The sequence below is a fragment of the Nonomuraea sp. NPDC048901 genome (assembly GCF_040649695.1).
Taxonomy (GTDB): Bacteria; Actinomycetota; Actinomycetes; order Streptosporangiales; family Streptosporangiaceae; genus Nonomuraea.
The window spans coordinates 159592-183002 of sequence record NZ_JBEZFW010000013.1 but is presented as its reverse complement, the minus strand read 5'-3'; the positions used below and the strand labels follow the sequence as shown (position 1 = coordinate 183002).

Sequence of the window (23411 nt, the reverse complement as noted above, 5' to 3'; positions counted from 1 at the left end):
GGTGACGCTCAGGTTAGCGCCGACTCGGTGGACTGCCCTCCCTACGGCCGGGACTCGCCCGGCCTCTCACGGGGGAGAGATGTCATGGTTGCCGCTCTTGTGGCGCCCGCGCGGCCCCGCCTGGCCGATCCCGTCTCGGGGAAGACGGGTCACCGCCTGTTCGGGGTCGTCCTGGTGCTGGCCGCGGCGCTGCGCGTGCTGGTCATGCTGGGGTACGACACCGCGCAGGTCTACTGGTACGACTCGTTCACCTACCTGAACACGGCCGTGCACATGAAGCCGCAGGGCGCCTTCCACCCGGCGGGCTACTCGTGGTTCCTGTGGCTGCTGCGCCCCTTCCACAGCGTCGAGCTGGTCGTCGGCGTACAGCACGCGATGGGCCTGGGCGTCGGCGTGCTGATCTACGTGCTGCTGCGCCGCTGGTCGCTGCCCGGCTGGGGGGCCGCGCTGGCCGCGGTGCCGGTGCTGTTCGACCCGGCGTTCCTGCGGCTGGAGCACGCCGTGCTCTCGGACCTGCAGGTGATCTTCCTCGTCATGTCCGCGCTCACGGTGCTGATGTGGCGTCAGGAGGTGTCGTCGCGGGCCGCCGCGCTGGCGGGGGCGCTGCTCGCGCTGGCCGGACTGACCCGGACCGCCGCGGTGCCGCTGCTCGCCCTGGCCGCGCTCTACCTGCTGCTGCGCCGCACCCCGTGGCGGAAGATCGTCGCCCTGGTGGTCGCCGGGGCGCTGCCGCTGCTCGCCTACGCGGGCTGGTACGCCCAGTATCACGGCAGGTTCGCGCTCAGCGGCTCCGACGGCGTCGCCCTCTGGGCCCGCACGATGACGTTCGCCGACTGCTCGATCATCAAGCCGCCCGCGGCGGAGGCCAGGCTCTGCCCGAACGGCACCGTCGTCGACGCCGCCTCCGAGTACGTCTGGGCACCCGGCGCCGCGCTCAACCGGCTGCCCGGCGACCGGTTCGCCTACAACGACCTGGCCAGGTCGTTCGCCCTGAAGGCCATCGCCGCGCAGCCGCTCGACTATCTGCGCGAGGTAGTCAAGGACACCTCGCTGGCCTTCACCTGGGAGCCGGTGGCTCACCCCAAGCGGGTGGGCGCCATGTCGAACTTCCCGCACGGCTCGTGGGGGCTGCCGGAGGAGCACGCCCTCATCGGGCAGGTGCGCAAGGAGTATGACCCGGCCATCCGCGGCATGAGCTCGGTCGAGCCGTTCGGGTCCATCCTCGCCGCCTACCCCTACCCGTGGTTCCTGCACGGCACGCTGTTCGGCGTGATCCTCCTGGCGGGGGCGGCCGGGGCGATCGGCCGCCGCCGTCCGGCCCTGCTGCCGTGGGCGTTCGCGATGTTCCTGCTCGTCGCACCGGTGGCGGCACTGGACTTCGACCATCGCTACGTGCTGCCCGCCATTCCGATCGCCTGCGTGGCCGCCGGGCTGGCCGTACACGGGCTACCTCGGCGGCGGCGGAATCGCGCGGCGGGGAGTGAGCGGATTACCGTACCGGTGTGATCCGGATTCTGATCGCGGAGGACATGCACATCCTTCGCGAAGCGCTGGTCGAGCTGCTGTCGCTCGAGGACGACATCACGGTGGTGGCGGGGGTCGCCTCGGGTCTGCAGATCGTCTCCGCCGCGCTGGAGCACCGGCCCGACGTGGCCGTGATCGACATCGATCTGCCGGGGCTGGACGGCATCTCGGCGGCTGCCGAGCTACGTGGCCGGCTGCCCGGCTGCCGGGTGCTGATCTTGACGGCGCTGGCCAAGCCGGGCGTCCTGCGCCGGGCACTCGGTGCGCAGGTCGCCGGATTCGTCCAGAAAGACATCCGCCCGGCCGAGCTGGCCGCGGCGATCAGGATTGTCGCCGCCGGGGGACGGGTGGTGGACCCGGCCCTGGCCCTGGTGGCGCTGGAGGCGCCGGAGAGCCCGCTCAGCCAGCGGGAGACCGAGGTGCTGCGCCTGTCGGCCAGCGGGGCCCAGCCCACCGAGATCGCCGAGCGGCTCTTCCTGACCTACGGCACGATCCGCAACTACCTCACCTCAGCCGTCACCAAGCTGGGTGCTCGCAACCGGGTGGACGCCATCCGGATCGCCACCGAGTCCGGCTGGATCTGAGCTGAGTCCGGCTGGGCCTGAGCCGAGTCCGGCCGCATCTGACCCGAACTCGGCGACCACCTCGAACCTGCCGCCGGGCAGGCGCACCGCCGTCAACCGCCCGCCGGCGCGCTGCGCCAGGCTGCCCAGTCCGGAGCCGTGCCGCCCCGGCTCCGGCTCCGGCTCCGGCGACGTGGACGGTTCGGTCCGCGCGACAAGCCGGGCGCCGTCGTTGACGACGCGCAGTCGTACGAGCCCGTCCGCGCCGGAGATGGTCAGCTCACACGTCCGGGCCCGGCTGTGCCGCAGGACGTTGGTGACGGTCTCGCGGAGCGCGGTGGCCACCGCCGTGTCGACCTCGGCCGGCAGCGGGCCCGTCGTGACCCGTGCCGTCGCCTCGATCCCGGCGGCCGTCAGCACCTCACGCGCCGCGTCCAGCTCGGCCGCCAGCCGCAGCTCGACCCGGTCGCCGGCGATGGACCCCAGCTCCACCAGCGCCTGTTCGACCAGCGACACGAGCGAGGCGAGCTCGGTCCTGGCCCGTCCGGGGTCCGTGTCCAGCAGCCGCTCGGCCAGCTCGCCCTTGAGGGCGACCGCCGACAGGCTGAACCCCAGGACGTCGTGCAGGTCCCGCGCGACCCGGGTCCGTTCCCGCCGTACCGCGGCCTCGGCGAGCTCGTGCCGGGCCCGGTCCAGCACGGTGATCAGCCCGGTGAGGCGCCCCAGGCTGTACGCCAGCCACGCGAGCATGACGTGACCACCGAAGTTGGCCAGCGCGTTCAGGATGCCGGTGCCGGCGGTGATGCTGTCGTACAGGAGCCAGGCCAGATGCCCGGCCAGGACGGCGCCGGCGATCGCCCACGATCGAGGCGGTCGTACGGTGAGCAGTACCTTGCCGGTGAAGAAGCTCAGCACGCGGTCCCAGGAGCCGGGAATGACCGCGAGGGGCAGCAGGAACAGCAGGCCCTGCACGACGAACGTGACCCGGGTCTGCGGCAGCACCTGCAGGACCACGATCCCGATGAGCCCGAGCAGCGCCCAGGCGACCGTCGGCAGGGCGGCGTGCTCCCAGTAGTAGAGGTTGATCAGCACCAGCACGCACTGGATGAGCAGCACCGCGAGCAGGACGAACCGCGCTAACCGGGGTGACTCGATCCGCGCCGCGGGCTCGGCGATCGGCTCGGCAGGATAGGCACCGGCCGTCGCCCGCACCTCCGCCAAGGTACGCCGAGCGAGGGCAACGCCCTCACGGATGTCCTGCCGGGCGAGCTCCATACCCTCGCGGATGTCCCGCCGGGCGTCCAACGGCTCTTCCCCGGCCGCATGGCCCACCCGGAACGCGGCCGCTTCCCCCATCGGGAACGCGGCCGCCTTCCGCATGCGAAACGCGATCGCCCGCAGTTTCCCGCCCAGGACGTTCCGCAGCTCGCCGTCCAGTCGCAGGCGCTCCCTGACCAGGGCCAGCCGAGCCAGCTCTCCTTGGGTGTCGTGCAGCCGGCGTGCCGTCCCGACGAGCGCGGCGAGGCTGAACACGATGAGGGCGTCGTCCGCCGTGACGATCACGAACCAGATCGAGTCGTAGACCCCGTACCCGAGCAGCGCGGCCGTCGTGCCGGTGGCGGCCAGGACGAGGGCGAACAGCGGCCAGGCCGGCCGCGGCGGGAGCACGCAGAGCACTGCGGCGGCCACCGTCCACGGCATCCAGTCCCACGCCGAGCCGATCACGAGGAAGGGCAGCAGGTAGAGCAGCACCACTGCCGCCAGCAGCCCGTACCGACCGGCCGGGCGCCGGTGCCGCGCGAGGAGCGCGATCAGCGGCGGATACGAGGCCATCGTGAGCAGCGACGCGAGCGGGGCGGCGTCGCGCGACACGCCGCTGATCGTGCGGATGTAGACCAGGATGCCGACCGAGGCCCACAGCATGCCCTGGGCGACCCGCAGCGGGAGTTCGTCAGCGGTCCGTGCCAACCCGATCTCCCGATGAACTATGCAAAATGCATAACCGCCTGATTACAGGGACACTATCGGCGCTTTCTCGGCCGCTGTCACTCTATGGGGGAGATCACCGGACATTACGGGCGCCATGACCTGGGTCATGGCCGTACAAGGGCAGGGAGCCTGATGGAGCCCACCAAAGTCTTGCCGATCATCGCGATCGCCTCGCTGGTCACGGTCGAGTTCGGCGGGCACGCGCTGCTGCGCTTCATCACCACCGATCGCGACAAGCTGGGTGAGTTCCGCGAGCGGTTCTTCCGCGCCGGCCACGCGCACGCCGGAGTGCTGCTGCTGCTCTCCCTGGTGTACCTGCTGTACCTGCCCCGCGCCGGTTTCTCCGACGGGCTGGAGTGGCTGGCCGGCGGTGTCCTGCTGGCCGGGGTGCTGGCGCAATCGGGTGGATTCTTCCTGCATCTGGCCGTCGGCGAGCAGGGTGCCCGCTCGTCCGGCACGATGGTCACCCGAGCCGGGGGCCTGCTTCTCGCCGCCGCGCTGATCACCCTGGCCGTAGGCCTCGCCGGTGGGGCGTAGCACAAGTCGATGACCTGATGGGAGACATGATGATCTTAGTGACCGGCGCCACCGGCAATGTCGGATCGGCACTGGTGTCCGCTCTGGCTCAGGGCGGGCAGCGGGTACGCGCGCTCGTACGCGATCCGCGGGCCGCCACGCTGCCGCCCGTCGTCCAGCCCGTCACCGGCGACCTGAACGAGCCCGGCAGCCTGACCGATGCCCTGAACGGCGTGCGAGGGGTGTTCCTGCTGCCGGGATACGCGGACATGTCAGGACTGCTGGCCCAGATACGGCGGGCGGGGGTGGAACGGGTCGTGCTGCTGTCGGGCGACTCGGCCGGGCAGGCGGACATGAGCAACGCGATCTCCCGCTACATGGCGCTGTCCGAGCAGGCCACGCGGGAGGCGGGTGTGCCCTGGACCTTCCTGCGGCCCAGGGCGTTCATGTCCAACGCGCTGCGCTGGCTGCCGCAGCTTCAGGCCGGTGACCTGGTGCGCGTACCGTTCGCCGGGGTGGCGGCCGCGACCATCGACCCCGCCGACATCGCGGCGGTCGCGGCCCTGGCGCTGACGGGCGACGGGCATGAGGGCCGGATCTACGAGCTGACCGGCCCGGACTCGCTGCTGCCCGCCGACCAGATCGCCGTGCTGGCCAAGGTGCTGGGCAGGGACCTGCGCTGCGAGGGCCTGCCGGACGAGGAGGCGCGGGCGCAGATGGAGGCGACCATGCCGGTCGAGTACGTCGACGCCTTCTTCAGCTTCTACGCCGACGGCACACTCGACGAGTCCCAGGTCCTGCCGACCGTTCAGGAGGTGACGGGACACCCGCCCCGCACCTTCGAACAGTGGGCGCGGGCCCACGCCGACGCCTTCCACTGACCCCGCCCCCTCGTCCGGGTGCTGTCGATCATGGAAGTGATCGGTGGGCGCGACCGGCGGTTTCCTCGACTGTCCCCCATGCGAGGCTGCCGCTCCAGCGAAATGTTACGTAGTATCCGGACATCACGAGCGTTGGGGGCGCCAGGGTGCCGGGACAGAGCGTGGGTGTGGTCGTCGATCCGGGAGTACCCCCGGAGGTCGCCGGAATGCTGCGTGCGAACGCCCCGCTCCTGTCCAGGATCCGAGCAGGCTGGGTGCCTCCTGCCGTGCAGCCGGTCGAGCGGCGCTGGCCGTCGAGCCTGGCGCTGCTGGCCGCAACGCCCCTGGTCGTCGCGCTGATGTCCGCGCTGCTGGCCTCCCCGGTGAAGCCGATCGGCTTCGTGCTGCTGGGCGGCTTCGTCTTCGTCGTGCTCGTCAAGATCGCCTCCATCAACGAGGTGCCGTTACACGACCGCCCCTACGAGCGTGGCGTCTACGAGCGTGGCGTCTACGAGCGGGCCCGCTGGTACGACGGGCGCTACCTGCTGGCCGACGACTTCGACGCGGAGGCCAAGGTGGTGCTGGCCAGGGCGCAGCGGGCGATCGGCGCCGTGCTGCGTTCCCACGTCAACGCCGAAGGACTGCTGGACGACGCGCGCAACGCCGTGATGCTGCCGGAGCAGGAGTGGGAGATCGCCCGGCTGCTGGCCAAGCTCTCGGCCCTGCGCGGCGAGCACAAGGAGCTGCTGGCCCGCGGCATCGCGCCGGAGGTCGCGGCGGTGATCGAGCCGCTGGACCGCGCCCTGGTCACCAGCGAGGCCGCGGTCGTGGCGCGTGTCGAAGCGCTGGAACGTTACGCCGGGCACGTCGCCGAGGCCGAGCGCGCCTACCACGCCCGCGGCCAGATCGAGGAGCTGCGGGCCCGGCTGCCGCGCTACGAGGAGCTGCTGGCCGAGTCGGGCGCCGACGCGCTGGCCGTACCCGAGATCGAGAAGCTCGCCGAGGACGCCGACGACCTGGAGCGGCTGCTGCGCAGGAGCGTGAGCTCGGCGCACGAGGCGTTCCGCCACCTGGAAGGCTGACCCCGGAACAGCACGTGAGCAGGCGGTTACGTCTTGTCGTATGACACGTTCCAGCACCTATCCCGGTGACAATCCCATAAAATCCGTTTTTGTGGCGGATGTGGTGGTCGATCCAGATGTCCCGGAGGATGACGCCCAGCTGATCACGGAGAGCGAGCATCTCCTGATCCGCATGCGGCGCGGCTGGGCGCCCGACCCCCTGCCGTCCAGGGCATCCGGCAAGGCCGGGCGCGTGGCCCTCGCGGCGATCACGTTGATGGTGCTGTCCCTTCTGCTGTCCGGGCCGCACACCTACCGGGCGGGCGGCCTGCTGCTGCTCAGCCTCATCGCCATCCCCGTCCTGCTCGTGGTCTTCCTGCGCAAGGACCTCGACGAGGACGAGGAGACGGCCGTCGACCGGGAGACCTACGAACAACTGCGCTGGTACGAGGGCCGGTACGTGCTCGCCGCCGACCTCGACGAGTCCTCCCGCAGGCTGCTCGCCCGGGCCAGGCGGGCCGTCGCCACCGTGACGCACTCGGCGGTCAACGTCGAAGGACTGCTGGACGATGTGCGCAACGCCGTGATGCTGCCCGCCCAGGAGTGGGAGATCGCCCGGCTGCTGGCCAAGCTGTCGGCGCTGCGGACCAAGCATCGCGAGACCATGTCGGAGGTGAACTCGCCGGAGGTCGCCGCCGTGGCCGAACCGCTCGCCCGGGCGCTCGACAGCAGCGAGGAGGCCGTCGTGGCCCGGGTGGAGGCGTTGGAACGGTACGCCGCCAACGTGGCCGACGCCGAGCGCGCCTACCGGGCCCACCATCAGATCGAGGAGCTGCGGAGCCGGATCCACCAGTATGAGGAGCTGGTCTCCGAGTCGGGCGCGGACGGCTTCGCCGTACCGGAGATCACCCGGCTCGCGGAGGACGCCGACCAGCTGGAGCGGGCGCTGCGGCGGAGCGTGCGCTCCGCCCACGAGGCGTTTCGCTACCTGGACCCCTGAGAGCTATCCAAAGCTACTGGACGTGCGCGGCCTCCATCAGCACGTCGCACAGAGCCTCGGCCGCGTCGACCCGGCCCAGCTTGCGCGCCGCCTCGGCCATCGTCGCGCGCAGGCCCGGATCGGCCAGCAGTGGCATCAGCTCGGCCAGCAGCTGCTCGCCCGTCGGGTGCGGCTCCAGCAGCGCGCGGCCCGCGCCCGCGGAGGCCAGGTAGCCGGCGTTCTTGCGCTGCTCGTCGCCGCCGGTCGGGATCAGCGGGATCAGCACCGACGGCCGGCCGATGGCGGTCAGCTCCGACACCGTGCCGGCGCCGCTGCGCGCGATCACCACGTCGGCCGCGGCGAACAGATCGGGCAGCTCCGAGCCCACGTACGGCACCGGGTGGTAGCGGTCGGCCAAATCCGGCGGCAGCGCGGTGGCGCGCATCTGGTCGATCCACGCGGGCCCGCACTGGTGCACGATCTGGGCGTGCGGCAGCAGCCGGGGCAGGATCTCCGCGATCAACGTGTTGATCTGCTTGCTGCCCTGCGCGCCGCCCGTCACGTAGATCAGCGGCACCTCGAACGTCAGCCCGAACAGGTCGTACGCCGCGGCCCGGTTGCCCTGCAGCAGCTCCGGCCTGATCGGATTGCCGGTCACCACGGCCTTCGCGCGCGCCGACGGCGGCAGGTATTCGAGCGACGACTCGTGGGACAGCGCGATCCGCGTCGCCAGCCTGGCCAGGATCCGGTTGGCCAGCCCCACCACCGTGGTCTGCTCGTGCATCACCAGCGGGCGGCGGATCAGCTTGGCCGCCACACCGATCGGCACCGCCACGTAACCCCCGGTCGACAGCACCACGTCGGGCAGGTAGCGGGCGGCGTGCCCTATCGCCTGGACCACGCCCACCGGGATGCGGAACACGTCGGCGACGTTGGTGCCGAGCTCCTTGAGGTTGGGCCGGCGCCGCAGCTTTCCGGTGGTGATGGCCTTGAACGGGATGCCGTGCTCGGTGGTGATCCTGGCCTCCAGGCCGTTGGCCGTCCCCACCCAGAGCACATCGTACGGCACCTGACGTCGCTGAACGGCCGACAGGGTCGTCAGGGCCGGATAGGTGTGACCGCCGGTGCCGCCGCCGGTGATCAACAGTCGCAGGGTTCGTGACATGCGATCAGACTAGGGCCCCGGCGGGAAAGGTCGTCGCGCCGCACGGTCACTTAGGGCTCGGCTTCGCCGTACAGGCGGTTGACCGGTAGCGTTTCCTCATGCGACTCGGCGTGCTGGACATCGGCTCGAACACCGTCCACCTACTCGTCGTGGATGCGCACCGCGGCGCGCGGCCACTGCCCGCCTACTCGCACAAGGAGGAGCTGCGGCTGACCGAGCACCTCGACGAGCGCAACGAGCTGTCCGCCGAGGGCATCGAGCGGCTCGGCGAGTTCGTCGAGGAGGCCCTGCGCATCGCCGAGGACAAAGGCGTGGAAAACTTCCTGGCCTTCGCCACCTCGGCCGTGCGCGAGGCCGCCAACGGCGAGCACGTGCTCGCCCAGATCAACGACCGCTGCGGCGTGCACATCGAGGTCCTGTCCGGCAGCGACGAGGCCAGGCTGACGTTCCTGGCCGTGCGGCGCTGGTTCGGCTGGTCGTCGGGGCGGCTGCTCGCCTTCGACATCGGGGGCGGCTCGCTGGAGATCGCCGCCGGGGTCGACGAGGAGCCCGACGTCGCCGTCTCGCTGCCGCTCGGCGCGGGGCGGCTCACCCGCGGCTGGTTCGCCTCCGACCCGCCGTCCGCCGACGAGGTCCGCAACCTGCGCAGGCACGTACGCGCCCAGATCGCCCGCACGGTCGGTGACATCGTCCGATACGGCGAGCCCAACCGGGCCGTGGCCACCTCCAAGACCTTCAAACAGCTGGCCAGGATCGCCGGGGCCGCGCCCACCAGCGACGGCCTCTATGTCTCCCGGTCGCTGTCGCGGCAGGACATGGCCGAGTGGGCCGTCAAGCTGACCACCATGAGCTCCGCCGAGCGGGCCGCGCTGTCCGGTGTGTCCGACGGGCGGGCCGCGCAGCTGGCCGCGGGGGCCATCGTGGCCCACGCGACCATGGACCTCTTCGAGGTCGACCGGCTGGACGTCTGTCCCTGGGCGCTGCGCGAGGGGGTCATCCTGCGCCGCCTCGACATGCTGCCCAGTCGGCCGGATGTGACGTCGAGGTAACCGCGATCTACCCGAATCTCGCGCATAAGTGCCGGTTCTCGGGGCATCTCCGGCTGATGTTGGCAGTGCTCAGCACGATCGCCTCGCTGGTGATCGTCCTCATCCTGGCGTTCCTGGCCGTCTTCCTCATTTCCGTGGCCGTCCTGCTCGCGCTCGCGCTGATGGCGGGATCGACGGCCCACAAGTCCGAGGTACGGCCGGTCATGGGAGGGCTCGAGGCACGGTTGCGGGGGACGACGATTGGGAGAACACGATTGGGGAGGAGGGGTGAGCAGGTACGACCGTCCGCTTGAGCGTGGGGCCGCGCTTCGGAAGCCCGTTCAGTTGGCGATGAAGTGCGGCCCCGCCGCGCCCGGCGCGAAGCGCAGGCGCTTCTCCAGGCACACCACAGACCCGTCCTCGTGCCGGTTGGTGAAGCGGATGTCGTCGGCCAGTGCCCGCATGATCTGGATCCCGCGGCCGGACTCGGCGTTGGGCGCCGCCTCGCCGTTGTTGGGTGGCGGGTCGAAGCCGCCGCCCATGTCGATCACTCTGATGACGCAGAGCTTGTCGTAGACCCCCGCGCTCACCACGTACTCGTCGCTGGGGCCCGCGTGTCTGACGACATTGGAACACGCCTCGGTGAGCATGAGCTCGATGTCGTCGCGGATCTGCGGCTCCACCCCCAATGACCTCAGTGTGCCGTCGAACATCTGTCTGATCAGGGGGACGCTGGCCGCATCCCTGGGCAGCCGGAGCGCTATCGTGGCCTCCACCGCACCTCCTCCGTAGTCCTTCGGATGCGTCAGTGGCCACTCCTCTGCCCATTCAGACCCGCCCCAATCGTCCCTACGGTTCCATGAGGCGGAGCGCCACCTCCATCGCGGCCTCGCTGATCTCCTCTTCGGTCAGCTTCTCGTCCTGCGCCATCCACTTGCCGGCGTGCAGCGTGAACAGCGCCATCGAGCGGCTGATGCGCACGGCCAGCGGGTCGCCGGGATCGGTGATCTCGGAGGTCAGCTCCAGCATCACCTCGCGCATCCGAAGGATCTTCGGGTGATCGCGCAGCGCCGTCTGGTTGCGCTCCATGAAGCGGGCGACCTCGAGGTAGCGCTCGTTCGTCAGCTTGTCGGCGTAGCGCAGGAGCAGCTCGCGGCGCGTCTCCGGCGTGTTCGACCGGCTCCTGAACCAGGCCAGGAGCTCCTCCATGTCCGCCACCCGCAGGTCGGCCAGGCTGGCGACGATGTCTTCCTTGGTCTTGAAGTGGTAGTAGAGCGCCGCCTTCGTCACGCCGAGCTCCTCCGCGATCTCTCGCAGCGAGGTCGCTTCGTAACCCTGCTCGATGAAGAGCTTGAGCGCGATCTCTTGGATCCGGCTCCGCGTGTCTTCCCGCAATGTGCACCTATTTCGACTTGTATCGACTTGACCGTCGGCAAGTAAGGTTTCTAGCTTATTCTATGCTTGCCGGTCGGCAGGTAAGCAAGGACGTCCAGTGGGGGTGTGTATGGCGGAAACGGTCGCACGACGGCGTGAAGTCATGGTGGTCCTGCCCGGGCTGATGCTCGCGATGCTCCTCGCCATGCTCGACAACATGATCATGGGTACGGCGATGCCGCGCATCGTCGGCGAACTCGGGGGACTGACCCATCTGTCATGGGTCGTCACAGCCTACGTTCTCGGTACGACGGTCTCCACCCCCATCTGGGGAAAGATCGGCGACCTGTACGGCCGTAAGACCATCTTCATGATCTCGATCGTGATCTTCATGATCGGCTCCATGCTCTGCGGGATGGCGGGCTCCTCCCTGCTCGGCGGCCCCGACGGCGGCATGGCCGAGCTGATCGGGTTCCGCGCGCTGCAGGGTCTGGGCGCCGGCGGCCTCGTGGTCAACGTGATGGCCATCATCGGCGACCTGGTGCCGCCTCGCGAGCGAGGCCAGTACCAGGGCATCATGGCGGGCGTCATGTCGCTGGCCATGATCGCGGGCCCGCTGGTGGGCGGCTTCATCACCGACAACCTCGACTGGCGCTGGGCCTTCTACGTGAACCTGCCGGTCGGCGCCATCGCCCTGGTCGTGCTGGCGCTGCGGCTGAAGCTCCCCAAGCTGCACAACCGGGTGCGGATCGACTGGCTGGGCGCGATCCTGCTGTCCGTCAGCATCACCGCGATGGTCCTCATCACCACCTGGGGCGGCAACCAGTACGGCTGGGGCTCCTGGCAGATCCTCACCCTGGCCGCGGTCGCCGTGGTCACGCTGGCGGTGTTCATCTTCGCCGAAGGCAGGGCGGCCGAGCCGATCATGCCGCTCCAGCTGTTCCGCAACCGCAACTTCGCCCTGATCTCGGGCATCGGCTTCCTGCTCGGCTTCGCCATGTTCGGCGCCATCAACTTCCTGCCGCTGTTCCAGCAGACGGTTCAGGGCGCCTCGGCGACCAACTCGGGCCTGCTGCTGCTGCCGATGATGGCCTCGGCCATGGTCGTCTCGCTGTTCGTCGGCCGGGCCATCACCGCCACGGGCAAGTACAAGATCTACCCGGTGCTCGGCGGCGTCGGCATGGCCGTGGCCATGTGGCTGCTGTCGACCATGGACGTCGCCACGCCCAGCTGGCGGACGGGCGTCTACATCGCCGTCCTCGGCCTCGGCATGGGCTTCCTCATGCAGACCACGATGCTCATCGCGCAGAACAGCGTCGAGCAGAAGGACCTCGGCGTCTCCAGCAGCGCCGCCACGTTCTTCCGCTCGATCGGCGGCTCGTTCGGCGTCTCGATGTTCGGCGCCATCTTCAACAACCACCTCCTGTCGGAGCTGACCGGCCGGTTCGGCCCGCAGGCGGCGGACAAGATCGCCAAGGGCGGCGGCCGGTTGGACCCGGCGGCACTCGGCCAGATGCCGCCGCAGATGCGCACCGGCCTGCTGGAGTCACTCGCCGCGTCGATCTCCGGCGTCTTCTGGTGGGCCATCCTGTTCGCCGTGGCCGTGCCGGTGCTGGCGGTCTTCATCAAGGAGATCCCCCTGCGCGGGGGCCCGTCGGCCGACGCCTCCCAGCACGAGGTGGTCAGCCCGGCGGCAGGCTGAACAGCTTGTCGAGCCCGGTCATCCGCATCAGGTTACGCAAATAGGGCGTCAACGCCACCACGCGCAACTCGGCGTCGGCGCCCTCGACCTGCCGCTGGAGGCGTACGAGAGCGGCCAGACCAGAGGAGTCGATGAAGGCCAGCTCCGACAGATCGAGGTCGAGCCGGCGATAACCGGCGTCGAACGTCAGCCCCGCCAGCTCGGCGGCGGTGTCGAAGTCGAGGTCGCCGCTGAGCGCCAGCCGGATCGTCATTCCGTCCAGCGCGGCGACATCGATGCGCAACGGCGTCTTGTCGAGCACCGTCTCAGCTTATCCACAGCGCGGATAATGGGAGGCGTGGGGCGCCCGGGTTCGGGAAAATCGCCGCTATGAAGCCCTCTGGTGCCCATCGGTTCAGCCGCCCACGGGCGGCGGACGCCCCCGCCATCCACGAGCTCGTCGCGGCCTGCGACCTGGCCGTCATCGGTGTTCCCGACGCCACGCCGGCCGACATCGCCGACGAGCTGGCCGAGCCGGACTTCAACCTCGACACCGACGGCTGGCTCGTCCACGACGCCGACGGCACGCTGGTCGGCTGGGCCTGGGCGGGCGCCAAGGGCGACAGCGACATGCTCGACATCGAGGTCCTCGTGCGCCCCGGCGTCGAGGGGCTCGCGGACGAGCTCTGGCGCCTCGTCCTCGACCGCGCCGGGGAGCTGGCGCTGGAGCGGGGCCACGACGCCGCCACGGTCGACATCGGCATCTACCGGGCCGACACCGACAAGCAGGCGCTGGCCAAGGAGCGCGGCTTCGAGCCCGGCACCAGCTTCCACCGCATGCGCGTCGACCACGAGGGCCCGGTCGAGCCGCCCGCCCCGATCCCCGGGCTGACCCTCCACAGCGGGGAGACCGACGCCGTCCGCCGGGAGGCGCACCAGATCTACCAGGAGGCGTTCGCCGACCACTTCGGCTTCGTCAAGAACGACTACGACCATTGGCTCGAACGCAGGCAGGCGCAGAGCATCACCGACTGGACCCAGCTCGCCGTCGCCAGGATCGACGGGCGGCCGGCGGCGGTGGTGATCGGCAACAACCAGTTCGTGCCGGACGAGGACTGCGGCTACGTCGCCACGCTGGCCGTCCTGCCCGAGCACCGGGGGAAGGGGCTGGGCCGCTTCCTGCTGCGGCGCGCCTTCGCCGCCGACGCGGCGCGCGGGCGACGGGGGACGCTGCTGCATGTGGACTCCAACAACACCTCGCCCGCGCTCGACCTCTATCTGTCGGCGGGCATGCGACCGGTCCTGGTCATCGACGTCTGGCGCCGCCTGATCCGCCCCACCCGAGCCTCCTGATCCGCCCCGCCCGGCCCGCTCCGTCCGGTCCATCCGCCTGGTCTGTCCGAGCCACCCGGCCCGTCTGACGGGTGGGTCTCACGGGTGGTGGTCCTTCCGGTCTAGCGTACGAACGTACTAGTTCGTACATTTGATGGGACTGGAGGAGAGTGAGAGCGGATGAGCTCCTATCTGATCGGCCTGATCGGTGCCGGGATCGGCCCGTCGTTCAGCCCCGCGCTGCACGAGCGCGAAGCCGACGCGCACGGCGTGCGCTATGTCTACCGGCTGCTCGACATCGGCGAGCTGGGACTGGGGGCGGACGCTGTGGGAGAGCTGGTCCGTACGGCGCGGCGGCTCGGGTACGACGGCCTCAACATCACCCACCCGTGCAAGCAGACCGTGATCCCCTTCCTGGACGAGCTGTCGCCGGACGCGGCGATGCTCGGCGCGGTCAACACCGTCGTGTTCGAGGGGCGGCGGGCCGTGGGGCACAACACCGACTGGGCCGGGTTCGCGGAGTCGTTCGCCCGGGGACTGCCCGACGCGCCGACCCGGCGGGTGGTGCAGCTGGGCGCGGGCGGGGCGGGGGCCGCGGTGGCGCACGCCCTGCTGACCCTCGGCGCGGATCAGGTCGTACTGGTCGACGCGGCCGAAAGCCGGGCGGCCTCGCTCGCCGCAGACCTGGCCGGCCGGTTCGGGCCGGACCGGATCCGCACCGCGGCCACGGCCGAGCTGGGCGGGCTGCTCGCGACGGCGGACGGGCTGGTGCACGCGACCCCCACCGGGATGGCGCAGCACCCCGGGCTGCCGCTCCCCGCTGAGCTGCTGCGGCCGGAGCTGTGGGTGGCCGACATCGTCTACCGGCCCCTGGAGACCGAACTGCTGCGCAGGGCCAGGGCGCTCGGCTGCCGGACCATGCACGGCGGCGGCATGGTGGTCTTCCAGGCCGCGCACGCCTTCCGCCTGTTCACGGGCCGCGAGCCCGACGCCGAACGGATGCTCACCCACCTCACCGACCTGATCGACGCCTGACCGGGAGGTCCTCTCATGCGCAAGTCCATCGCCACCGTCTCGGTCAGCGGGACGCTGGCGGAGAAGCTGACCGCCATCTCCGCCGCGGGCTTCGACGGCGTGGAGATCTTCGAGAACGACCTCCTTGTCTCCCCGCTGAGCCCGGAGGAGGTACGCGCCAGGGCCGCGGATCTGGGTCTCGGCATCGACCTGTACCAGCCGTTCCGCGACTTCGAGGCGGTGCCCGGCGACGTACTGGCCCGCAACCTGCGCCGGGCCGAGCGCAAGTTCGAGCTGATGGAACGCCTCGGCGCCACCACGCTGCTGGTCTGCTCCAGCGTGTCTCCCGACGCGGCCGACGACGACGAGCTGGCCGCCGAGCAGCTGCGCCTGCTCGCCGAACGCGCCGCCGGACACGGCATCAGGATCGCCTACGAGGCGCTGGCCTGGGGCAGGCACGTCAACGAATACCTGCACGCCTGGCGGATCGTACGCATGGCCGGCCACCCGAACCTCGGCACCTGCCTCGACAGCTTCCACATCCTGTCGCGCGGCTCCGACCCGATCGGCATCGAGGCGATCCCGGGCGACCGGGTGTTCTTCCTCCAGCTGGCCGACGCGCCGCTGCTGGCGATGGACGTGTTGCAGTGGAGCAGGCACTACCGGTGTTTTCCCGGCCAGGGCACCTTTGACCTGGCCGGACTGGTGAGCCACGTGCTGGACGCCGGGTACGCGGGGCCGCTGTCGCTGGAGGTGTTCAACGACGGCTTCCGGCAGGCCGACGCCGGCCGGACGGCCTTGGACGCCATGCGGTCGCTCATCGCCCTGGAGGAGGCCACCGCCCTGCGACGCGCCGCGACCCCGCCGATACCGTCCCCGATCAGCCCGGCTCCCGTCCGCCTGGCCCCGGTCATCCCGCCCCCGGTCATCCCGTCCGGCTTCGCGTTCGCCGAGCTCTCCGTCCCTCCCGCCGACCTGCCCGGAGCGTCTGGCGAGCTGGCCGGACCGGGGGGGTCGCGTGGGCGGTCCGGTCATGCGTACGAGCTGGGCGGGCTGCTGGCGGCGCTCGGGTTCGTCCGCACCGGGACGCATGCCCACAAGCCGGTCGAACTCTGGGAGCAGGGAGAGGCCCGGATCCTGCTCAACTCCACCGGCGACGGACCCGCGCTCGCGGCGATCGGGCTGGAGAGCCCGGACCCCGCTGGTTCCGTGCGGCGCGCCGAGTCGCTGCTGTCACCGGTCCTGCCCCGCCACCGCGCCCCTCGGGACGCCAGGCTGGACGCGATCGCCGCACCGGACGGGACCGAGCTCTTCTTCTGCCGCACCGGACATCCCGACCATTCCAGCTGGACCGACGACTTCGAGCCCCGCGCGGAGGGTGAACCGGCCGCCGGGGGCATCACGCACATCGACCACGTGGCGCTCACCCAGCCCAGGCACCACTTCGACGAGGCCGCGCTGTTCTACCGCACCGTCCTCGGCCTGCGCCCCCAGGAGAGCCTGGAGGTCCCCGACCCCTACGGCCTGCTGCGCAGCAAGGCGATGTCCACGGCAGATGGCGCCGTACGGATGGTGCTCAACATCAACCAGGTCGGCGCCCAGCACATCCCCTGGCAGCACATCGCCCTGGCCTGCGACGACATCGTGGCCACCGCCCGCAGGCTGCGCGCCGTACACCCCGACCTGCTGCTCGCCGTCCCCGCCAACTACTACGACGACCTCGCCGCCCGCTATGACGTGCCACCCGAGCTGCGGGAGCTCGGCCTGCTGTACGACAGGGACGAGCACGGGGAGTTCCTCCACCTGTACACGATCACGGCCGGGCGGGTGTTCTTCGAGCTCGTCCAACGTGTCGGCGACTATCACGGGTACGGCGCCGCCAACGCGCCAGTCCGCCTGGCCGTTCAGCACGCCGGGGCCCAGCGGTGGGGACAACGGTCATCTAGGATTAGCGCGACCCCTGTCGGCCCGACCGTGGAGCCCCATGACCTCGCAGCCACTCGCTCGCGCCGCCGGTGAACGTCAGCGTGACGCCGACCGGACCAAGGCGGAGATCCTTCAGGTCGCGCAGCGGGAGTTCGCGCGGCACGGGTACGCCGGCGCCAGGGTGGACGAGATCGCCGAGCGGACGCGCACCACCAAGCGCATGATCTACTACTATTTCGGCGGCAAGGAGCAGCTTTACATCGCGGTCCTGGAGAAGGCGTACACCGAGGTGCGGGCCGCCGAGCGGACCGTCGACGTGGCGCACCTGGCGCCGGTGGAGGCCATCCGCACGCTGGCGGAGCTGACGTTCGACCACCACGACGCGCACCGCGACTTCATCAAACTGGTCGGCATCGAGAACATCCACGAGGCCGAGCACATCCGCAAGTCCGAGGTGCTGGCCAACCTGGGCGCGCCCGTGCTCGACATCATCTCCCGCATCCTCGACGCGGGGCAGGAGTCCGGCGACTTCGTCACCGAGGCCGATGCCATAGACGTGCACATGATGATCAGCGCGTTCTGCTTCTTCCGGGTCGCCAACCAGCACACGTTCGGGGCGCTGTTCGGCCGCGACATGACCGCGCCGGAGCACCGCGCCCGGCTGCGCACGATGGTCGGCGAACTGACCGTCGCCTACCTGCGTGGCGCCGGCGCCCCCGCGTAGCGTCGACGCCTTCGCGTAGTGCCGCCCACCCGCGTAGTGCCAGCGCTCCGGCGTAGTGCCAGCGACCGTGTAGTGCCGCCCACCTGCGGCCGGACGGCCGCACCCGATCTCGGCCGCTCGGGAGAGGGTTTGTTCACACCCTTGTAATGTACGAACCAGTGAGTTAGTTTCGGGGCTATTCTCACCCGGGAGGAGCCCCGTGACCGACATCCCCACTCCCCAGGGAAAGCCGCGCAAGGCCGCGATCGCCGCCTGGATCGGCAGCGCCCTGGAGTACTACGACTTCTTCATCTACGGCACCGCCGCCGCCCTGGTCTTCGGCAAGGTCTTCTTCCCTTCGTCCGCCCCGGGCACCGGAACGCTGCTGGCCCTGGCCACGTTCGGCGTCGGCTACCTGGCCAGGCCCGTCGGCGCGTTCGTGCTCGGGCACGTAGGGGACAAGTTCGGGCGCAAGAAGGTGCTGGTCTCCACGCTGGTGCTGATGGGGCTGTCGACGTTCCTGGTCGGCTGCCTGCCCACCTACGACCAGGTCGGCGTGCTGGCCCCGGTGCTGCTGGTGGTGCTGCGGCTGATGCAGGGCTTCTCCGTCTCGGGTGAGCAGGCGGGCGCGAACTCCATGACCCTCGAACACGCCCCGGAGGGACGCCGCGCCTACTACACCAGCTTCACGCTCAACGGCACGCAGGCGGGGCAGATCATCGCGACCGCGATCTTCCTGCCGATCGCGGCGCTGCCCGAGGAGCAGCTGCTGAGCTGGGGCTGGCGGGTGCCGTTCTGGCTGAGCATCGTGGTGGCGGCCGTCGGGTTCGTGATCCGCCGCACGCTGGAGGAGACGCCCGCCTTCGAGCGGGAGGTCGCCGAGAACGGCGTCGCCAAGCTGCCGCTGATCGTACTGTTCCGCGAGCACGGGACGGACGTCCTGCGGGTGATCGTGGCCGCGGTGATCGCGTCGGTGAGCACGATCTTCACCGTGCACGCGCTGTCGTACGCGGTCAACACGGTGGGGCTGGACCGCGCACCGATGCTGTGGGTCGGCGTGCTGGCCAATGTCGCGGCGGTGATCACGATCCCGCTGTGGGGAAAGCTGTCGGACCGGGTGGGGCGTAAGCCGGTGTTCATCGGCGGCTCGCTGGGGTGCGCGGTGCTGATCTTCGCCTACCTCTGGGCGATCTCGGCCGGTGGCTATCCGCTGATCTTCGTGGCGGGGATCCTGATGTTCGGGGTCGTGCACAGCGCGACCAGCGGGGTCTGGCCGTCGTTCTACGGGGAGATGTTCAGCACCCGGGTACGGCTGTCCGGGATGGCGATCGGCACGCAGATCGGGTTCGCCATCGCCGGGTTCGCGCCCACGCTCGCCACGGCCGTGGCCGGTACCGGCCGGGACAGCTGGCTGGGCGTCTCACTGCTCACCGCGGCGCTGTGCCTGATCAACGTGGCCGCCGTGGCCACGGCGCGGGAGACGTACCGGATCCCCACCGGCCATCTCGGCGTCAAGCCCGCCACCTCCGCACCGGTCGCGACGGCGTGCGCGACGAAAGCGGCCTGAGCGGCGGGCACGACGCGAGCGACGAGCACAGCGCGGGTGGCGAGCACAGCGCGGATGGCGGTAAGTTCCGTGTCTACGCCACCCAGTACGCGCGGCGCGACGCCTTGCGCGGTGAGCACTTCTACGGCCACGACGGGCGGGCGACCCGTAACCGAGATGCGGGCCGGTGCTCCCCTCTTCAGGCGGGATGGTGCAGGCCCGCGCATGAGTGCCCTCTGGGGGTTGAGCATGCAGTGATCGGAACTGGTTGCGATGTTTCGATCACTTAAGGTAAGGTTTCTGTGATCGAACGGGCAAGCGATAACCAAGCTGGCTGTGAGGTCACTTCCTGGATTCATCGGTACGACGAGGCCGCCGGGCGGGCGGTGACAGGACGTGGAGACTTGCCGGTAGGCGGGTCGGTGAAGCGTCAAGCATCCTGTTCCACAGTTCGTGCTGCTTACGTGGCATGGACTGCTGCGTGAGCAGCACGGGAATCTTCGCCTCTTCAGGGCGAGGAGCACGTCAAGAGAACATCGAGGACGACCGGCCGGTCCCGATCCTGCACAGCATGACCGGCATGTACGGGGCCTTCGACCGGATCAACGAGCTCGCCGACGGCCCGCACCTGGTGGTGGCCGGCCACGACCCCGAGGTGCTCACCCGCTTCCCGCCGCTCACCGGGCCCCTGAGCGGCCGGGTCGCCGTGATCGCCCCGTAAGCACCCGCATGGCTCACAGGCCGAGGTAGATGCGCCGGACCTGGGGATCGACCCGCAGGGCGGCCGAGCTGCCGGTGGCCGCGATCTCCCCGTTCTCCATGACCAGGCACGCGGAGGTGACATCGAAGGTGAGCTTGGCGTTCTGCTCGACCAGCAGGATGCTCAGCCCGTCGGCGTTCAGCCTCTTCAGCCCGGTCACGATCTCCTCGACCAGGATCGGCGACAGTCCCATCGACGGCTCGTCGAGCAACATCACCCGGGGCCGGCACATGAGCGCGCGGCCGATCGCCAGCATCTGCTGCTGACCCCCGGACAGCGCTCCGGCCAGGCGCTGCCGCATCTCGCCGAGCACCGGGAACAGATCGTAGACCTCGCCGATCGGGGTCCGCTTCCAGTTGCCGGTGTAGGCGCCCAGCAGCAGGTTCTTCTCCACGGAGAGCCCCGGGAACACGTGCCGCCCCTCGGGGACGTACCCGATGCCGTGGCGGACCAGGGTGTGCGCGGGCGCCCGCAGCAGGTCGTGCGCGCCGAAGGCGATGCGCCTGGCCTGCCGGGGCGCCAGGCCCATGACGGCCTTGAGCGTGGAGGTCTTGCCCGCTCCGTTGGCGCCGATGATGCCCAGCGACTGGCCCGGCTCCACCGTGAAGCTCACATCGTGGGCGGCCCGCACCCCGCCGTAGTGCACCGACAGTCCTTCGACGATCAGCGTGCTCATCTGGTGGCCTCCTCGGCAGCGGACCCGGCATCAGACTCGGCATCGGACCCGGCATCGGACTCGGTTGCGGACTCAGCGGTGGTCCGGGACGGTGCGGACATCGAGTCACCCAGGTAGGCCGCGACCACGTCCGGCTGGACGGCGACGTCCGCGGGCGCGCCGTCGGCGATGACCTTCCCGCCGGACAGTACGGTGACCCGGTCGCACAGCGACATGACCAGGCCCATGTTGTGCTCGATCACCACGACCGTCACGCCGGAGTCCCTGATCGAGCGGACGATCTCGGCGAGCTGCCGTACCTCCTCGCCGTTGAGCCCGGCCGCCGGCTCGTCGAGCAGCAGCAGCGCGGGCGCCATCGCCATCGCGCGGGCCATCTCGATCCGCCGCTGGATCCCGTACGGCAGGGCACGCGGCGCCGCGTCGGCGAAGTCCCGCAGCCCGAACCGGTCGATCAGCTCATCGGCCCGCACCCGCAGTGCCCGCTCGAATCCGAGCACGCTCCAGGGAAGCGCGAGGTACCGCCAGACCCAGCGCGTCCGCGTGCGATCCAGGCCGACCAGGATGTTCTCCCGGACGGTGAGGTCGCCGAACAGCCGCAGGTTCTGGAACGTGCGGGCCACCCCCAGCTGCGACAGCCGGTACGGAGCCGCGCCGGTGACCTCCCGCCCCCGGAAGAGGACCCGGCCGGACGTCGGCGTGTAGAAGCCGCTCACGACGTTGAACAGCGTCGTCTTGCCCGACCCGTTCGGCCCCACGACGCCGCGGATCTCGCCCGCCGTGATCGTGAGCGACACCTGGTCGAGCGCGGTCAGCCCCTTGAACCGCATGGTCACCCCGTCGACCTCCAGCAGGTCCACGCCCACTCGGTCGCCCGCCCGGTCGTACGGCTGGAAGGGGCCCAGTGTGGCTCTCGCCCCGGCGGCCCGGCGCCGCCGGAGACGGGCGGGCAGTCCGGCCAGCCCGGTGGGGGCGAAGACCACCACGAGGACGACCACGCTGCCGTACCCGAGCTGGGCGTAGGCCGACACGTCCAGCAGCGCCTCCCGAACCAGCGACAGCGCCACCGCCCCGACGACGCAGCCGAGGATGCTCCGCCGGCCGCCGATGATCACCATGGCCAGCAGGAGGAACATGTTGGCGATGCTGAACGTCTCCGGTGCCACGAAGCGGATGAGCCCGGCGTACAGCACCCCGGCGATCCCGCCGTACAGGCCGGACAGCACGAAGGCGGTCATGCGCAGCAGCGGGATCTCCGCGCCGAGCGCGCCGGCGGCCAGGTCGTCGTCGCGCATGGCGCGCAGCCGGCGGCCGAGCGGCGAGTGGGTCACGAACAGCGCGAACGCCAGCGCGAGCGCGAACACCACCAGCTCGACGTAGTAGAAGAAGTACTCACTGGACAGGTCCACCCCGAACAGCGGCGGCACCGGAATGTCGCTGATGCCCTCGGCCCGCCCGGCGACGGTCGCGTTGGTGATCCAGTTGACGAAGGCCAGTGCCAGTCCGAGCGTGACGATGCCCAGGTAGTGCGACTGCATCCGCAGCGCGGGCAGGCCCACCAGCAGCCCGACCAGGACGGCGGCCAGCAGGGCCAGCGCGGCGGCGGTCCAGAAGCCGAGCCCGGCCCGGGTGGTGAGGATGGCGACGGCGTAGGCGCCGACGCCGAAGAAGGCGATCTGCGCCAGGTTGATCTGCCCGGCCACGCCCATGGCCAGCCCGAGTCCGATGCCGAGGACCGCGAAGATGATCGCCACGTCGACGACGTGGATCGCGTAGCCGCCCAGCCCGTACGGCAGCAGCCAGGCCGCCACGGCGGCGGCGATGAGAGGGATCAGCCGTTTCACGCTCGGTTCACCGTCGTCTCTCCGAAGATGCCGGTGGGACGGACCATCACGATGGCGGCGAAGACCAGGAACGTCACCAGCTCCGAGTACTCCTGGAAATGGCCGGCCGCGAAGGAGTCGAGCAGCCCGAACGCCATGCCGCCGGCGATCGCGCCCCGCATGCTGCCGAAGCCGCCGAAGATCGCGGCGGCGAAGCCCTTGATGCCCAGCGAGCCGCCCATCGTGGGGTTGACGTAGAGCATCGGCCCGATGAGCCCGCCGGCCAGCGCCGCCAGGCCCGCGCCGATGGCGAAGGCCATGGCGTTGCTGCGGCCGACGTGGATGCCGACGGCGGTGGCCGCCTCGTGGTCCATCGCGACCGCCTGCATGGCCGCGCCGCGCTTGGTGCGCTGCAGGAACAGCCCCAGCAGGACCGTGGCCGCCGCCGCCACGGCGATGACCAGCAGGCTGTAGGTCGGGATCTTGATCCCGGCGACGTCCAGCGGCGCGGTCGCCACCGGCGACGGCACGGCGTGGCCGGTCGCGCCGAACACGCGGATCGCCCCGGCCTCCAGCACGGTGCCGAAGCCGATCGTGCCGATCAGCATCAGGTCGAAGTCCTTGTTCTCCAGCGGGCGCAGCACCCGCTCGATGACCAGCCCGATCAGCGCGGTCACCGCGATCGCCACCGCGACCGCGACGGGGAAGGGCAGCTTGGCGAACATGTACAGGTTGGACGCGGCGTAGGCGCCGATCATCACCACGTTGCCGTGGGCGAAGTTCACCAGGCCCATGGTGCGGTAGACGATCGAGAAGCCCATGGCGACCAGCGCGTACACCGCGCCGAACGTCACGCCGCCGATGAGGGTCTGCAGAAAGACCTGCACGGTTCTC

At 70.4% G+C, this 23411-nt stretch carries 23 protein-coding genes; 15 read left to right on the top strand and 8 right to left on the bottom strand.

Features of this window, described 5'->3' with window-relative positions:
- The first annotated feature begins 84 nt into the window (after positions 1-84).
- The gene (locus AB0C30_RS38075) at positions 85-1506 is read left to right on the top strand and encodes a hypothetical protein (RefSeq protein WP_357953165.1); all 1422 of its coding nucleotides are present in this window, start codon (positions 85-87) and stop codon (positions 1504-1506) included.
- Positions 1503-2108 carry a response regulator transcription factor gene (locus AB0C30_RS38070; RefSeq protein WP_357953163.1) on the top strand — a complete coding sequence of 202 codons (606 nt, stop codon included), beginning with the start codon at positions 1503-1505 and terminating at the stop codon, positions 2106-2108. Before AB0C30_RS38075 ends, AB0C30_RS38070 begins: the two co-directional genes overlap by 4 nt.
- Here AB0C30_RS38070 and AB0C30_RS38065 read toward each other — a convergent pair.
- Positions 2034-4055 (bottom strand): histidine kinase, encoded by a 2022-nt coding sequence (locus AB0C30_RS38065; protein WP_357953161.1) that lies wholly within the window; start codon positions 4053-4055, stop codon positions 2034-2036. The two genes, AB0C30_RS38070 and AB0C30_RS38065, sit on opposite strands and share 75 nt — an antisense overlap.
- Positions 4056-4208: 153 nt before the next feature.
- Between AB0C30_RS38065 and AB0C30_RS38060 the strand changes: the two genes are divergently transcribed.
- The 4 genes from AB0C30_RS38060 (at position 4209) to AB0C30_RS38045 (ending at position 7513) form a co-directional block, all read left to right on the top strand.
- Positions 4209-4613, top strand: coding sequence for a hypothetical protein (locus AB0C30_RS38060; RefSeq protein ID WP_357953159.1), 405 nt, complete (start codon positions 4209-4211; stop codon positions 4611-4613).
- Between the two features lie 26 nt (positions 4614-4639).
- Positions 4640-5473 carry an NAD(P)H-binding protein gene (locus AB0C30_RS38055; protein ID WP_357953157.1) on the top strand — a complete coding sequence of 278 codons (834 nt, stop codon included), beginning with the start codon at positions 4640-4642 and terminating at the stop codon, positions 5471-5473.
- Positions 5474-5634: 161 nt separating this feature from the next.
- Positions 5635-6534: a hypothetical protein gene (locus AB0C30_RS38050; protein WP_357953155.1), complete on the top strand. Its 900-nt coding sequence runs from the start codon at positions 5635-5637 to the stop codon at positions 6532-6534.
- Positions 6535-6625: 91 nt separating this feature from the next.
- On the top strand, positions 6626-7513 hold the full coding sequence (locus AB0C30_RS38045) for a hypothetical protein (protein ID WP_357953153.1): 888 nt from the start codon (positions 6626-6628) through the stop codon (positions 7511-7513).
- 13 nt (positions 7514-7526) lie between these two features.
- Here the strand turns inward: AB0C30_RS38045 and AB0C30_RS38040 are convergent, their stop codons facing one another.
- Entirely contained in the window at positions 7527-8657 is a 1131-nt protein-coding gene (locus AB0C30_RS38040; protein ID WP_357953151.1) for a UDP-N-acetylglucosamine--N-acetylmuramyl-(pentapeptide) pyrophosphoryl-undecaprenol N-acetylglucosamine transferase, read from the bottom strand.
- 98 nt (positions 8658-8755) lie between these two features.
- Here AB0C30_RS38040 and AB0C30_RS38035 point away from each other — a divergent pair, with 98 nt between their 5' ends.
- Both AB0C30_RS38035 and AB0C30_RS38030 read left to right on the top strand, forming a co-directional pair.
- Positions 8756-9706, top strand: coding sequence for a Ppx/GppA phosphatase family protein (locus AB0C30_RS38035; protein ID WP_357953149.1), 951 nt, complete (start codon positions 8756-8758; stop codon positions 9704-9706).
- 56 nt (positions 9707-9762) lie between these two features.
- The gene (locus tag AB0C30_RS38030) at positions 9763-9999 is read left to right on the top strand and encodes a hypothetical protein (RefSeq protein WP_357953147.1); all 237 of its coding nucleotides are present in this window, start codon (positions 9763-9765) and stop codon (positions 9997-9999) included.
- A gap of 27 nt (positions 10000-10026) precedes the next feature.
- On the opposite strand, the gene AB0C30_RS38025 is transcribed toward AB0C30_RS38030, so the two are convergent.
- Positions 10027-10461: an ATP-binding protein gene (locus AB0C30_RS38025; RefSeq protein WP_357953146.1), complete on the bottom strand. Its 435-nt coding sequence runs from the start codon at positions 10459-10461 to the stop codon at positions 10027-10029.
- A gap of 73 nt (positions 10462-10534) precedes the next feature.
- Entirely contained in the window at positions 10535-11080 is a 546-nt protein-coding gene (locus tag AB0C30_RS38020) for a helix-turn-helix domain-containing protein (RefSeq protein ID WP_357953144.1), read from the bottom strand.
- Positions 11081-11189: 109 nt separating this feature from the next.
- Between AB0C30_RS38020 and AB0C30_RS38015 the strand changes: the two genes are divergently transcribed.
- Positions 11190-12761 carry an MDR family MFS transporter gene (locus AB0C30_RS38015; RefSeq protein WP_357953142.1) on the top strand — a complete coding sequence of 524 codons (1572 nt, stop codon included), beginning with the start codon at positions 11190-11192 and terminating at the stop codon, positions 12759-12761.
- Here AB0C30_RS38015 and AB0C30_RS38010 read toward each other — a convergent pair.
- Positions 12742-13062, bottom strand: coding sequence for an STAS domain-containing protein (locus tag AB0C30_RS38010; RefSeq protein ID WP_357953140.1), 321 nt, complete (start codon positions 13060-13062; stop codon positions 12742-12744). The two genes, AB0C30_RS38015 and AB0C30_RS38010, sit on opposite strands and share 20 nt — an antisense overlap.
- Positions 13063-13130: 68 nt before the next feature.
- On the opposite strand from AB0C30_RS38010, the gene AB0C30_RS38005 reads away from it, so the two are divergent.
- From AB0C30_RS38005 to AB0C30_RS37980, 6 genes are all read left to right on the top strand, one after another.
- Positions 13131-14093, top strand: coding sequence for a GNAT family N-acetyltransferase (locus AB0C30_RS38005; RefSeq protein ID WP_357953138.1), 963 nt, complete (start codon positions 13131-13133; stop codon positions 14091-14093).
- Positions 14094-14252: 159 nt separating this feature from the next.
- Complete coding sequence (locus AB0C30_RS38000; protein ID WP_357953136.1) at positions 14253-15107, top strand: shikimate dehydrogenase; 855 nt, start codon at positions 14253-14255, stop codon at positions 15105-15107.
- Between the two features lie 15 nt (positions 15108-15122).
- A complete protein-coding gene (locus AB0C30_RS37995) occupies positions 15123-17105 on the top strand; it encodes a TIM barrel protein (RefSeq protein WP_357953134.1) in 1983 nt (660 codons plus the stop codon).
- Positions 17071-17736 carry a TetR/AcrR family transcriptional regulator gene (locus AB0C30_RS37990; RefSeq protein ID WP_357953133.1) on the top strand — a complete coding sequence of 222 codons (666 nt, stop codon included), beginning with the start codon at positions 17071-17073 and terminating at the stop codon, positions 17734-17736. Before AB0C30_RS37995 ends, AB0C30_RS37990 begins: the two co-directional genes overlap by 35 nt.
- Positions 17737-17935: 199 nt before the next feature.
- Entirely contained in the window at positions 17936-19282 is a 1347-nt protein-coding gene (locus tag AB0C30_RS37985; protein ID WP_357953131.1) for an MFS transporter, read from the top strand.
- A 460-nt stretch (positions 19283-19742) separates the two neighbouring features.
- A complete protein-coding gene (locus AB0C30_RS37980) occupies positions 19743-19982 on the top strand; it encodes a hypothetical protein (RefSeq protein WP_357953129.1) in 240 nt (79 codons plus the stop codon).
- A gap of 13 nt (positions 19983-19995) precedes the next feature.
- On the opposite strand, the gene AB0C30_RS37975 is transcribed toward AB0C30_RS37980, so the two are convergent.
- From AB0C30_RS37975 to AB0C30_RS37965, 3 genes are read right to left on the bottom strand one after another with little or no spacing between them, the layout of a single operon-like run.
- Entirely contained in the window at positions 19996-20697 is a 702-nt protein-coding gene (locus AB0C30_RS37975; RefSeq protein WP_357953127.1) for an ABC transporter ATP-binding protein, read from the bottom strand.
- Positions 20694-22538: a branched-chain amino acid ABC transporter ATP-binding protein/permease gene (locus AB0C30_RS37970; protein WP_357953125.1), complete on the bottom strand. Its 1845-nt coding sequence runs from the start codon at positions 22536-22538 to the stop codon at positions 20694-20696. Before AB0C30_RS37970 ends, AB0C30_RS37975 begins: the two co-directional genes overlap by 4 nt.
- Positions 22535-23404 (bottom strand): branched-chain amino acid ABC transporter permease, encoded by an 870-nt coding sequence (locus AB0C30_RS37965; protein ID WP_225292901.1) that lies wholly within the window; start codon positions 23402-23404, stop codon positions 22535-22537. The genes AB0C30_RS37970 and AB0C30_RS37965 overlap by 4 nt, the downstream gene beginning before the upstream one ends.
- Between the last annotated feature and the right edge of the window lie 7 nt (positions 23405-23411).

Coding starts and splice junctions, on each gene's coding strand:
- AB0C30_RS38075 (WP_357953165.1), top strand. CDS start 85: ATGGTTGCCGCTCTTGTGGCGCCCGCGCGGCCCCGCCTGGCCGATCCC.
- AB0C30_RS38060 (WP_357953159.1), top strand. CDS start 4,209: ATGGAGCCCACCAAAGTCTTGCCGATCATCGCGATCGCCTCGCTGGTC.
- AB0C30_RS38055 (WP_357953157.1), top strand. CDS start 4,640: ATGATGATCTTAGTGACCGGCGCCACCGGCAATGTCGGATCGGCACTG.
- AB0C30_RS38040 (WP_357953151.1), bottom strand. CDS start 8,657: ATGTCACGAACCCTGCGACTGTTGATCACCGGCGGCGGCACCGGCGGT.
- AB0C30_RS38035 (WP_357953149.1), top strand. CDS start 8,756: ATGCGACTCGGCGTGCTGGACATCGGCTCGAACACCGTCCACCTACTC.
- AB0C30_RS38030 (WP_357953147.1), top strand. CDS start 9,763: ATGTTGGCAGTGCTCAGCACGATCGCCTCGCTGGTGATCGTCCTCATC.
- AB0C30_RS38015 (WP_357953142.1), top strand. CDS start 11,190: ATGGCGGAAACGGTCGCACGACGGCGTGAAGTCATGGTGGTCCTGCCC.
- AB0C30_RS38005 (WP_357953138.1), top strand. CDS start 13,131: ATGAAGCCCTCTGGTGCCCATCGGTTCAGCCGCCCACGGGCGGCGGAC.
- AB0C30_RS38000 (WP_357953136.1), top strand. CDS start 14,253: ATGAGCTCCTATCTGATCGGCCTGATCGGTGCCGGGATCGGCCCGTCG.
- AB0C30_RS37995 (WP_357953134.1), top strand. CDS start 15,123: ATGCGCAAGTCCATCGCCACCGTCTCGGTCAGCGGGACGCTGGCGGAG.
- AB0C30_RS37990 (WP_357953133.1), top strand. CDS start 17,071: ATGACCTCGCAGCCACTCGCTCGCGCCGCCGGTGAACGTCAGCGTGAC.
- AB0C30_RS37975 (WP_357953127.1), bottom strand. CDS start 20,697: ATGAGCACGCTGATCGTCGAAGGACTGTCGGTGCACTACGGCGGGGTG.